At 39.8% G+C, this 12,413-nt stretch carries 13 protein-coding genes; 11 read left to right on the plus strand and 2 right to left on the minus strand.

Translation table 11 applies throughout. From position 1 onward, the window contains the following. Position 1 precedes the first annotated feature (1 nt). Positions 2–5,338 carry a collagen-flanked surface repeat-containing protein gene (locus AB2B49_RS04350; protein WP_320691947.1) on the plus strand — a complete coding sequence of 1,779 codons (5,337 nt, stop codon included), beginning with the start codon at positions 2–4 and terminating at the stop codon, positions 5,336–5,338. Positions 5,339–5,470: 132 nt separating this feature from the next. On the opposite strand, the gene AB2B49_RS04355 is transcribed toward AB2B49_RS04350, so the two are convergent. After that, the gene (locus AB2B49_RS04355; protein WP_049506116.1) at positions 5,471–6,277 is read right to left on the minus strand and encodes a peptidylprolyl isomerase; all 807 of its coding nucleotides are present in this window, start codon (positions 6,275–6,277) and stop codon (positions 5,471–5,473) included. A 215-nt stretch (positions 6,278–6,492) separates the two neighbouring features. Between AB2B49_RS04355 and rpsP the strand changes: the two genes are divergently transcribed. The 9 genes from rpsP (at position 6,493) to AB2B49_RS04400 (ending at position 11,719) form a co-directional block, all read left to right on the plus strand. After that, positions 6,493–6,765, plus strand: a complete 273-nt coding sequence (rpsP, locus tag AB2B49_RS04360) for a 30S ribosomal protein S16 (protein ID WP_000268760.1) — start codon at positions 6,493–6,495, stop codon at positions 6,763–6,765. Between the two features lie 19 nt (positions 6,766–6,784). After that, positions 6,785–7,024 carry an RNA-binding protein KphA gene (gene kphA, locus AB2B49_RS04365; RefSeq protein WP_003001620.1) on the plus strand — a complete coding sequence of 80 codons (240 nt, stop codon included), beginning with the start codon at positions 6,785–6,787 and terminating at the stop codon, positions 7,022–7,024. Between the two features lie 41 nt (positions 7,025–7,065). Then, positions 7,066–7,401, plus strand: coding sequence for a MazG nucleotide pyrophosphohydrolase domain-containing protein (locus tag AB2B49_RS04370; protein WP_049506124.1), 336 nt, complete (start codon positions 7,066–7,068; stop codon positions 7,399–7,401). Between the two features lie 74 nt (positions 7,402–7,475). Continuing rightward, entirely contained in the window at positions 7,476–8,027 is a 552-nt protein-coding gene (locus tag AB2B49_RS04375) for a putative immunity protein (protein WP_049506112.1), read from the plus strand. Positions 8,028–8,156: 129 nt separating this feature from the next. Beyond that, a complete protein-coding gene (locus AB2B49_RS04380) occupies positions 8,157–9,059 on the plus strand; it encodes a DMT family transporter (protein ID WP_049506110.1) in 903 nt (300 codons plus the stop codon). A gap of 149 nt (positions 9,060–9,208) precedes the next feature. Beyond that, positions 9,209–10,066, plus strand: coding sequence for an alpha/beta fold hydrolase (locus AB2B49_RS04385; protein ID WP_049506108.1), 858 nt, complete (start codon positions 9,209–9,211; stop codon positions 10,064–10,066). A gap of 75 nt (positions 10,067–10,141) precedes the next feature. Continuing rightward, positions 10,142–10,660 (plus strand): ribosome maturation factor RimM, encoded by a 519-nt coding sequence (rimM, locus tag AB2B49_RS04390; RefSeq protein ID WP_049506106.1) that lies wholly within the window; start codon positions 10,142–10,144, stop codon positions 10,658–10,660. Next, positions 10,650–11,369, plus strand: a complete 720-nt coding sequence (gene trmD / locus AB2B49_RS04395) for a tRNA (guanosine(37)-N1)-methyltransferase TrmD (RefSeq protein ID WP_049506121.1) — start codon at positions 10,650–10,652, stop codon at positions 11,367–11,369. The genes rimM and trmD overlap by 11 nt, the downstream gene beginning before the upstream one ends. Before the next feature lie 11 nt (positions 11,370–11,380). After that, on the plus strand, positions 11,381–11,719 hold the full coding sequence (locus AB2B49_RS04400) for an ATP cone domain-containing protein (RefSeq protein ID WP_001196045.1): 339 nt from the start codon (positions 11,381–11,383) through the stop codon (positions 11,717–11,719). Positions 11,720–11,746: 27 nt separating this feature from the next. Here the strand turns inward: AB2B49_RS04400 and AB2B49_RS04405 are convergent, their stop codons facing one another. Further along, positions 11,747–12,067, minus strand: a complete 321-nt coding sequence (locus tag AB2B49_RS04405; RefSeq protein ID WP_049506103.1) for a hypothetical protein — start codon at positions 12,065–12,067, stop codon at positions 11,747–11,749. A gap of 103 nt (positions 12,068–12,170) precedes the next feature. On the opposite strand from AB2B49_RS04405, the gene AB2B49_RS04410 reads away from it, so the two are divergent. Continuing rightward, entirely contained in the window at positions 12,171–12,389 is a 219-nt protein-coding gene (locus AB2B49_RS04410) for a YdbC family protein (protein WP_049506101.1), read from the plus strand. Positions 12,390–12,413 lie beyond the last annotated feature (24 nt).

Genomic DNA, 12,413 nt, shown 5'->3' on the forward strand with positions numbered 1-12,413 from the left:
TATGAAATTTGAAAAACGAAAACGATTTGCTATTCGTAAAGTTAGTGTAGGAGTAGCTTCGGTGCTTGTTGGGCTGTTTTTCGTCGGTTCGATGGTTAATGCACCTCAAGTAAATGCAAGTGAATTAAAAAGTGAAGAGGGGGTAGAGCTTAATAAGGGAGTTGAAGAAAGATCTACTAAGGGAGTAACCTCTGAGAAAATTAGTGTTCCAGAACCATATCGTGCCCCTGCGACTTTTGTAGCACCTACTACTGAAAATGATTCGACTGTAGTTTCAACCACTGAGTCAACTACGGAAGTAACTGTAAAAGAAACGGAAAAAACAACTGTTGCGATAGCTCCATCAACTGCACCAGTAGCAGAAAAAAAGCCAGAACTTAAAGTTGATGAAAAAGAAGTTCCAGAAACTGAAGCTAAACCAGAGGTAGACGCTATTCTTCAACCTCTTAAAGAACAGTTGAACAATAGCATTCTTGAAGCAAAAGCTGTTAATCAAGAAGCTGAAAAACAAGAAGCTAAACTAGACGATAGTGAATCTAAAAAAGTTCTTTCAGATGCACTTCAAGCTTCAAAAGCAGAGTTGGTAGCAGCTCAACAACTTTCTAAAAAGGCTCAATTAACTAAAGCTGATTTAGAACTTAGCATTGGACGCCTTCAATCTGCCATCGAGTCCGTCTACACAGAAATGAAACGATCAGGTCACTCAGGTTTCGTATCATATATGCTTGCTGATAATGCGAGTACTCCATCAGATGGTACGACACCGTATATGACCATCGAGAACTATAGTGGTTTCCAAACTCTCATACATAACGGTACAACTGTTGAAGTTAGATATAAGATGGGTCTTACTCGTATTACTCCTGATGAGGTTGAACTATCACAAGGTGCAAAAGATCTAGGCCTTACTTATGATCCAGTTGGAGAATATGTCTACGGGACTCTCAATCTTAATGGTGGAATCCCAATCGGAACTTATGACATTGGTTTGGTTTCTAAAACCAATCCTAATGTGAAGGCAACTCTTCCTTTAACAATAACTAAACCACACTCATATGCCTTGTCTACTCTCTCTGAGGACCGACTTGACTTATCTGCATCAAAAACTGATAATTATTATGACCGAGAAACAGGCGACATGGGGGAAAATAATACTCGTGTTAATAGATATACGATTCCAACAACACCATTTGGTTATTACCTGACGACTGATTCTAGTGTTAATAAACCTGTTACAGTAGCAGATGCTAAGCCTGATACACCAAAGTATAATACTGAGCTTGGGCTCTATGTTGCGGACTCTTCTAGAGTAACTGATTTCCCATCAACACCAGTTTTATTGGAGCTCATCGAACGTTTGGATACAACGCCAGAAGTAGAATATGAATTGGCAGTTGTCGGAGATCCGTATGGTAAGTTTTATGATGATGAAAATTGGATGGTTCATGACCCAAGACGCACGCCGTATCGACTACGCTTTACCAAACTTCCTGCTCAACAGGGGACATTTACGATTAAGTTTAAAACTATCGATAAACTGGGACAAGAACGTATCTTTAATGTAGAGTTAACTACAGAAGAACGTTCAAAAGCTACACCTTATGATGACAACGGATTTTATCTTACAAATGCGGATGTCAAATTTACTCCCAATACTAAAACTGCAGTCTTAAATAAAGAGGGAATCGTATCAGTTCCTCGTTCAGATAAAGAACAAACTATTGGTAAGATTGAACTAAACAAGGTCAACGCTACAGTTAAACCTGTTCGTTTCCCTGACGGTACTGAGTATGACGAAGCCACTCAAACCATTAAGAAAAAGGCCGGTGTTAAGCTAGCACCTGGTAAGTATAACTTTGAAGTACGTGCCATCGATGGTCACTTTGGAGATAATGCGCCAAACCGTATCTTCCAGTTTGAGGTAACAGATGTTATCAGCCCAATTGACCACCAAGTCTGGAAAGAGGGAGAAAAGTTCCCAAGCATTCCAGTAACTCTTGAAGGTGGATCGACAATCGCGAATATTCGTGTAACGACTAATAGCGGAGACACCTACGCTACAGTAAGCTCTGATAATATCACTAAAACACTAGAAGGTTACGGGGTTCTTCAAACTACTGAAAATCAAACTGCACGTGTAGAAGTTGACTACTATAATGCCGATGGTGGTATCTCAACTACCTTTACAACCTTCACTTTTGAAGTTAAGCCACGTGATGGAATTGGAATTGACCTTGATGTAACCAACCATGAACAAACCATCAAAGAAGGTGAAAAGTTCAAGGATATGGTCATCACTCACACTGATGGAGCAACTTTAAAAGTTGATACAGCATCTCTTCCTAAGGGCACTCGCTATAATAAAGCAACAAAAACGATTGCTGGTAAAGGTTTAGTCGAAGGGACATACCGCATCAAAGTTTTAGCAGAAAAAGATGGTCAAGCTGTACAAAAATATGTTACTTTAACAGTATTGCCTGGTCCATTGCATGCTGAAAACTATACTCGTGAAGTTACAGTCGGCGATGAAATCGATCCAATTGAAATTGCGATTCCAAATAGAGCAGAATTTTCTGGAGATATTCGTGGTGAACTTGGTCTTAACTATGATTATAATGCAAAGATTCTTTCTGGAACTACAAATTCAGTTGGTACTAAAACATATACTTATAAATTAACACGTGGTTTAGAAGAAGCTACTGGTACAATCACTATCACAGTTAAACCAAGACCAATTACGGTAAATAGTGGTGAACAAACGGTTGAAGTCGGAACTCCTATCACTAATTTTGTAATTCAACCGAGTGAAGGTGCTGACATTAGATCTGGTAACTATGATTGGGCTGCAGATGGAGTTAGCAATCTACCTAATGGTCTGACTTATGATCCTGATACAAAGACGATTTCTGGTACTCCAACTTCAGTTGGTGAGTATACTGTTACCTATACGGCATTCTATAGAGGATTGAGAAATGATACTGCCCAAGGAACCTTTAAGCTTACTGTTACTAAGAAACCTATCCAAGTAACTGGTGGTCAGACTGAAGTTCAAGTATTGTCTAAGATGACTCCTGTGAAGGTTGAGGCTTCAGAAGGAGCAACTATTTCAGTTGACCTTAATGACTATAGCAAACCTTCTAATCCTTTAACTGGCAAATATCCAAGTATTTTACCAGAAGGGGTCACTTATGATGAGTCAACTCATACCTTCTCTGGTACACCTAAAAAGGTCGGTACCTATCGTATCCCTGTCAAGGCTCGCTACGAAAACTTGTATGGAAATGACGAAGCTAGTGGAGAGGTCGTTATCACAGTTACCGAATCACCTGTTGCTATCGAGATTTCAAACAAAGAGCAAACTGTAACAGTTGGTGATGCTATTACTCCTGCAGTAGTAACTCACAATAATCTTTCAACTGTCACTATGAAGACACCGTACGGCTTAGTAGAAGAATCGGAGATTAACGCTCTTATCGCAGAATATGGTTTGACATATGATCCTGCTACTAAGACATTTACTGGCACACCTACAAAAGCTGGTACTTTCACAATTCGTATGCAGGCTACTAACCCTGCTGAAGTGGGAGGAGCTTCAGCTATCGATACATTTACTCTTACAGTAAATCCTAAAGCTGAGAAAGATCTTGATCTTAAAGTTTCTGGTGGTCGTCAACTTGTTAAACTAGGTAAAGCGATTACTGATATCACTTTAACTCACACTCCTGGTTCTGAGCTTACACTTGATGAAGCAAGTCTTCCTGCTGGTGTGACATTCGACGCTGCTACTAAGATAATCTCTGGTACTCCAACGGCAGTAGGTAGTTACACAGCTAAAGCTACAGCAACCCTTGATGGCAAATCTGTATCTAAAGATGTCATCATCGATGTTGTGGATATCAAAGATGGTAAAGACGGAAAAGATGGAAAATCACCAGTCGTAACTGTTAAAGATAACGAAGACGGTACCCACACAGTTAAAGTTGTGAATCCAGATGGAACAACAACCGAGACAGTTATCAAGAATGGTAAAGATGGTAAGACACCAACTGTAACCGTTAAAGATAACCAAGATGGTACTCACACAGTTAAAGTTGTAAACCCAGATGGCGAAACAACAGAAACAATCATCAAAGACGGTAAGAACCCATCAGTAACAACAGAACGTGGTGAAGACTCAGAAGGTAACACAGGTACATGGGTAATCACACATGATCCTGCTGGAACTGAAACAGGTCGTACATTCGTTAAAGATGGTAAAGATGGTAAAGATGGTAAAGATGGTAAAGATGGTAAAGACGGAAAATCACCGGTCGTAACCGTTAAAGATAACCAAGACGGTACCCACACAGTTAAAGTTGTGAACCCAGATGGAACAACAACCGAGACAGTTATCAAGAATGGTAAAGATGGTAAGACACCAACTGTAACCGTTAAAGATAACCAAGATGGTACTCACACAGTTAAAGTTGTAAACCCAGGTGGCGAAACAACAGAAACAATCATCAAAGACGGTAAGAACCCATCAGTAACAACAGAACGTGGTGAAGACTCAGAAGGTAACACAGGTACATGGGTAATCACACATGATCCTGCTGGAACTGAAACAGGTCGTACATTCGTTAAAGATGGTAAAGATGGTAAAGATGGTAAAGACGGAAAAGACGGTAAGACACCAACTATTACTACCGAATCTGGTAAAGACGAAGAAGGTCGTTCAGGTGTTTGGGTAATCGTACGTGATTCTGAAGGAAACATCACTAGCCGTAACTTTATCCGTGATGGTAAAGATGGTAAGACACCAAAAGTTCGTACTGAATCAGGTAAAGATAAAGAAGGAAATACTGGTGTTTGGGTAATCACCGAAGATGGCGATGGTAAGGAAACTAGCCGTACCTTTGTTCGTGATGGTAAAGATGGTAAAACACCAAGTATTACTACTGAACCTGGTAAGAACAAGGAAGGTCAATCAGGATACTGGATCATTATCAAGGATGGTGAAGGTAAAGAAACAAACCGTATCTTTATCCGTGATTGTGGATGTCCTAAGAAAGAGGATCCAAAACCACAACCACAACCGGATCCGAAACCACAACCACAACCAGATCCGAAACCACAACCACAACCAGATCCGAAACCACAACCACAACCGGAACCAAAACTTCCACCTCAACCAATCGAAGACAAAGTTATCCCAATCAACAAGTTTAGAAATGGTGAGCCTCAAAAAGAATTACCAAACACTGGTACAGAGGAACTTCCATTCTTATCACTTGCTGCATTTATTGGACTAGCATCGGCTGGATTTGCATTGTCTCAAAAGAAAAGAGAGGAAGACTAATCATACTGTCTTTGTTAACAAAAGTCAGATCGATTTGAATAGTTTAAAAGAGAGAACAAAAATTCTCTCTTTTGTGTTGTTATATAGGGGAAAAATACATTTTAAAAAGGCTCTTTGTCAACTGTTGATGGCTTATTTTTTACTGAAGTCGTAGTCTTTCACCACTTCGATACTATCAATGGTGATAGCAGACGTTGGTTTGTCTTTCTCATCTTTTTCAGCTTTGGCAATCTTGTCAACAATATCCATGCCATCGATGACTTGACCAAAGACAGGGTGTTTGCCGTCTAGACTTGGATTTCCACCTTCTTTATAGGCTTCGATGATTTTCTTTGGATACTTGCTGGTAGGGAGTTTAGCTGAAATATCTGTTGAATTTTGGTTGATGAAGAATTGGCTACCGTTGGTGTTTGGTTGACCAGTGTTAGCCATAGCAAGTGCTCCTCGGATATTGTATAGGTAAGGAGAGATTTCATTTTTAAAACCAGTTCCCTTGTCCTTTGTTTTATCCTTATCATGCCAGATAGATTGGCCACCTGTACCATCTCCCTTAGGATCTCCAGTTTGGACCATAAAGCCATCAATGACACGGTGGAAGGTGATGCCGTTATAGTACCCTTCCTTAGCGTGAGTAAGGAAGTTTTCAACCGCAAGAGGTGCTAGTTTTGGAAAGAGTTTGATACGGATATCGCCTTGATTTGTGTGTAAAATGACCTCAGCTTCATCTTCAGCAACTTCCTTAGAAAGTTGAGGGAAGTTGGCATTGTCATTGGTCAATGCGTCATTTAAATCTTTGGCAGCCTGAGCAGCTGCTTTTGAGCTTTCTTCAGCAGAGATACTAGAGTCGACATATTCATCACCACGGAGACCACGTTGGATACTAGTACATCCAGCAAGGGCTACCGTTGATAGTAAAAGAAGGGTTGCTAGTTTTTTCATTGTTTTCCTCTCAAAAATTCATTTCTACCATTGTACCTTAAAAGGAGTGTGATTTCAAATGTAAAAGATTTTACTAAAAATTTCTAGTAGTAAAAAATTAAAACTCTGTCAAGTTTTTTTCTTGACACCTGTCAGAAATCTGCTATAATAGAACATGTGCTAAATAGCTCAGCTATTTCACCGAAATAAAAAAATAAGAAAAGAGACATTAAAAAATGGCAGTTAAAATCCGTTTGACTCGTATGGGTTCTAAGAAAAAACCTTTCTACCGTATCAACGTAGCAGACTCACGTTCACCACGTGACGGACGTTTCATCGAAACAGTTGGTACTTACAACCCACTTGTTGCTGAAAACCAAGTAACTTTGAAAGAAGACCGCGTTCTTGCATGGTTGGCTGATGGAGCTCAACCTTCAGATACAGTTCGCAACATCCTTTCAAAAGAAGGTGTATTGAAAAAATTCCACGATTCTAAATTCTCAAAATAAGTTTAAAGTAGGTTGACAGATGGATACGATTGAAAATCTCATTATTGCGATTGTGAAACCTTTGATTTCACAACCTGATGCCTTAACTATCAAGATCGAAGACACGCCAGAGTTTTTGGAGTATCACTTGGATCTTGACCCAAGCGATGTCGGTCGTGTTATCGGTCGTAAGGGTCGCACTATCTCAGCGATAAGAACGATTGTCTACTCTGTCCCAACTGAAGACAAGAAAGTAAGAATCGTTATCGATGAAAAATAAAGAAAGCGGGACAGATGTCTCGCTTTTTTGTGGAGGAGAAGATGAAGGATTTAACCTTTAGACAATTACAAGCTTACTTGCTCGAACATTACCAGCAATCTCGAACTGAGGAAGGCCTCTTTATCAAGCTAGTGGAGGAAGTCGGAGAAGTAGCCGAGGTCTTGAATGGGCGCTCTGGTCGAAAAGAGGGTGTCCAGAACTCAAATGAGGAACTAGCCAAAGAACTGGCAGATATTATTCACTACACGGTCGCTATTGCGGCTATCAACGACATTGACCTAACCAAAACCATTTTTGACAAAGATAAAAAAGCAGCCATTAAGTATCAGCACAAACAAGATTTGGAAGGATTTTTGGATAACTTCCAAGAGAACTAGGAGTAATCTCTTTTCACTAATATGAAAGGTTTCTCCTAGCATGCGCTAGCTAGTAAGAAAGAATAGAGAAAGCAATGAAACCAGAGGATTATGCATGGAATGAGTTTGAACGAACTGCCTATAAGACTAAAATGAATCACCTACCCAGTCCTTACAAAGTTGCCATTTGGGATGACTCTGAGAAAAGATTGGAGCTAGAACAAATACTGGATAGACTTCCTCAGAAAGAACTAGCTCTATGGGCATTAGAGAACTCGCAAGATTTCTTATCTTTAATTGATATCGGTGATGAAGGTGAGAAAAATAAAATAATTCGGCAAACTTATGAGGCTTTTGATGCACGATTGAGAAATGAGTTCTCACCTCATGAGTTGAGAAAAGCAGGTTTCGCAGCAAATCTCCTCTCTAAAAATGCCCAAAATCAAATCGCTAAGTACGCTGCCAGAGTCTTTGTACAAGCTATTTCAACAGCCCATATGAGAGGACACGCCATCGTTTCCGCGGATTATGCTATCAAAGTAAGGAATCTCCAAGAGGCAGACAAGCTAGAACTTGTAAGAAAAGAACGAGAAAAGCAGATCAGACTGGCTGAATCCTTTTTAGCTAATGTAATAGATAAACGGTGAAAGAAGGAATAAAATACCAATCCTAGAAATAGCATCTAGGATTTTACTATGCTAAAATGGATAGACAGTCTCAAAGAATTCTAGTCAATTAATCTTGAGAATAGCTATTTTTAAAGGGAGTAACATTCTATGAACGAGAAAACAAAAGCTTACCTAGCAGCCTTATCCTTTTCAGCCATCATTGGATTTTCTTTTTTATTTACAAAGATTGCTTTAGGCTATGCCAGTCCTCTTACAAACTTGGCACATCGCTATACAATCGCTGCTTTGGTATTGGTCATCCTTCATCAAACAAAACTTATCAATGTGAGTTTAAGTAGAAAAGATATTCTTTCTATTCTTCCTATGAGTCTTTTCTATCCACTTCTCTTTTTTATTTTCCAATCCTTTGCCTTACAGTATATATCGTCTTCTGAAGCGGGAATTTTACAAGCTCTTGTCCCTATTTTTACTCTCCTTTTAGCATCGGTTTTTCTCAAGGAAAAGACAAGTTTGCTTCAAAAGTTCTTTTTAATTTTATCCGTAGCAGGAGTAGTTTTCATCTTCCTTAGCAAAGGAGCGAACTTTAGCACGGAAACTGCTAGCTTGGGCTTTCTCTTGATGTTGGGATCTGTTCTTGCCAATGCGATAAACAATATTCTCAGCAAGGCTAAAGGAGGTCGCTATCGGGCCATGGATATGACAGTTGTTGTGATATTTGTTGGCTTCGTCACCTTTAATACGTTGAGTCTGACCTCTCACTATCTAGAGGGGAACATATTAGCTTACTTTGCGCCACTTGAACAGGTACCCTATCTGCTTTCCATCCTCTATTTGGGAATACTAGCTTCTATCGTGACTGGTAGTCTCTCTATCTATGCTATTGTTCGCCTCGGGGCATCAACCGTCAGTGTCTTTGGCAATCTTGGAACAGTTTTGACCATTCTAGCTGGGGCTCTTATCCTCCACGAACCAATTTATAGCTATCATGTGATAGGAGCAACTTTGATTATTGCTGGAATCTTAGGCATGAATCTGATGAGAAAAAAGTAAAGATTGCGTAGCAGTCTTTTTCTTTATCCAAATAATGCAGAAAATTCAAAATTTTTAATGAAATCAAGTTTAGAAAACGATGATTTTAATATAGCATGATAAAATAGATACAAAGAATGATATCAGGATAAAGAGGAGCGAATGTAGAAATGAAGCCAAATGATATTGCTGAAGCTATTGCTTTTTATAACAGAGAACCTGAGGTGTTGGAACGTCACCTTATAGCAGTCGTAGATTGTGATTTGGTTGTTTATCATCGTCCTGGAAACGCAAGTAAAGGGCATATTATTTTTTATCATGGAGCTTGTGGACGTAGTCAGATGTGGGCCCACCAGTATGATGCTTTTGATGGATTTGACCTTTACTTTGTCAATGTTAGAGGGCAGGGTGAATCACCTATGAAAGTTGGGCTACCCGACTTAGAAGGCGCTATTCAAGATGTAGATGCCATTCTGTCCTATTTCCAGCTAGATAAGGTGATATTGGTTGGTCATTCTTGGGGAGGAAATCCACTTCAAGAGTATACCTATCGCCATCCAGAAAGAGTCCTAGCCTTGGTCATGGTAGATAGTTGGGGACAGCATCGATACTTATCAGAGAAAGAAAGAGGTCGAATCAAATATAGTTCTCTTATGTACAAAACGATTCCTTGGAAGGTGATTGCTGATAAAAACTCAAAAATGTGTACTGATAACCCTATCACAAGAGAATTGGTCAAGACGGCAATTATAGAAACAGGGCGAGATGTTTTCTTGAACCTTGGAATCACAGGTTTCTTGGCAGTCCATGAGATAGAAGGATATAAAGGAAATCCTCCCATGCTATTAGTAAGAGGCGAAAACGATTTTCCCAAACACCTAAAAATAATCTATGATGGTATCATTGCTCTAAATCCCAATGCGCGTCAAGTAACGATTTCAGACAGCAAACACCAACCGATGAATGACCACCCTCAAGAGTTTAATCAGATAGTTGGTGATTTTTTTGAAGAAGTAGTAGCCTTGTAAGATAGAACCTATCCAACTTGTGAAAATCCCTGGAACGTGATAAAATAAAGGATAGAAATAGATACAGGAGACAAGATGAACTACTTTAATGTTGGAAAAATCGTCAATACGCAGGGTCTACAGGGTGAGATGCGAGTCTTGTCTGTGACGGATTTTGCCGAGGAACGATTTAAAAAGGGAGCAGAGCTGGCTTTATTTGATGAAAAAGATCAGTTTGTCCAAACAGTGACCATCGCAAGTCATCGTAAGCATAAGAACTTTGACATTATCAAATTCAAAGACATGTACCATATCAATGCGATTGAAAAGTATAAGGGTTATAGTCTCAAGGTCGCTGAGGAAGATTTGAATGATTTAGATGATGGTGAATTCTACTATTACGAGATTATCGGTTTGGATGTTTACGAGGGAGATAACTTGGTTGGAACCATCAAGGAAATCCTACAACCAGGAGCCAATGATGTCTGGGTGGTCAAGCGAAAAGGTAAGCGTGATTTGCTTTTACCTTACATTCCGCCAGTAGTTCTCAATGTTGATATTCCAAACAAGCGGGTTGAAGTGGAAATCTTAGAAGGGTTAGATGATGAAGATTGATATTTTAACCCTCTTTCCTGAGATGTTTTCTCCGCTGGAGCACTCGATTGTTGGAAAGGCTCGAGAAAAAGGGCTCTTGGATATCCAGTATCATAATTTCAGAGAATACGCTGAAAAGGCCCGTCATGTTGACGATGAGCCCTACGGAGGCGGTCAGGGGATGTTGCTCCGTGCCCAACCTATTTTCGATGCCTTTGATGCCATTGAAAAGAATAATCCCCGCGTCATTCTTCTCGATCCTGCTGGGAAACAGTTCGATCAAGCTTACGCTGAGGATTTGGCTCAAGAAGAGGAACTGATCTTTATCTGCGGTCACTACGAAGGGTATGACGAGCGCATCAAGACCTTGGTAACCGATGAAATTTCCCTAGGAGATTATGTACTGACTGGAGGAGAATTGGCAACCATGACCATGATTGATGCGACCGTGCGCTTGATACCAGAAGTGATTGGTAAGGAGTCTAGCCACCAAGATGATAGCTTTTCTTCAGGACTTCTCGAATATCCTCAGTACACTCGCCCTTATGACTATAGAGGCATGGTCGTGCCAGATGTGCTCATGAGTGGGCACCATGAAAAGATTCGCCAGTGGCGGCTCTATGAGAGTCTAAAGAAAACCTACGAGCGCAGACCTGACCTACTAGATAACTATCAACTAACAGCAGAGGAAGAAAAGATGCTGGCTGAAATCAAAGAAAACAAAGAATAAAGGAGAACCTTATGCAAGTAATCAAACGTAATGGAGAAATTGCTGAATTTGATCCAGATAAAATTTACCAAGCTGTCCTAAAAGCAGCTCAAACAGTTTATGTTTTGACTGATGACCTACGTCAAAACTTAGCTCAAGTTACTAAAAAAGTCGTTTTGGACTTGGAAGAAGCAAAAGTAGAACGTGCCACTATCAGCATGATCCAATCAATGGTAGAGCACCGCTTACTTGGAGCTGGTTACATTACCATTGCAGAACACTATATCTCTTATCGCTTGCAACGCGATTTGGAGAGAAGTGGTTATGGCGACCATATCGCAGTTCACCTTCATTTTGAACAAATCCGTTAAGAAAAAGAGTGGGATGCAAAGAACATCTCACTCTTTCTTAAATAGACTTTTCTGAGCTTTTTGTACAGTTGAGGGAACAAAACGAAGTCGTTTAATATCACTGATACGAATGATTCGAGTCACGTTTTTTGAAAAATTCTTGACGATGATTTGTTGGCGGTTAGCATCGTGTTTGATAATATCACCCGAAAAACTTGTCTCGGCAAGTATGACATGAACAGCCGTCTTTTTCTGGATGGCTTGTTCAATCATAGCAGTGAGGGAGTTGTCCTCGATTTGAGGATGATCATCATTCCCATTGAGAAAACCATGTAGTTTATCTAGAACTAGTTTGAATGTCTGTCTCATAGAATCCTCCCTTCTTATATATCCACATTATATAAAATTTTCTTAAAAACCACAAGATTTTTACGAATAGACTATAGAAAGCATATCACATAAAGGAGTTAAAATGGCAGAATTTACATTTGAGATCGAAGAACACTTGCTCACCTTGTCTGAAAATGACAAAGGATGGACAAAAGAACTAAATCGCGTTAGCTTTAATGGAGCACCAGCAAAGTTTGATATTCGTTCTTGGAGTCCTGACCATACTAAAATGGGCAAAGGAATCACGCTTTCCAATGAAGAATTTCAGGTAATGGTCGATGCCTTTAAAGGGGAACAATAAAAAGAATCTTGAGTGTAACTCAAG

Source organism: Streptococcus jiangnanensis (assembly GCF_040888325.1).
GTDB classification, from domain to species: domain Bacteria; phylum Bacillota; class Bacilli; order Lactobacillales; family Streptococcaceae; genus Streptococcus; species Streptococcus jiangnanensis.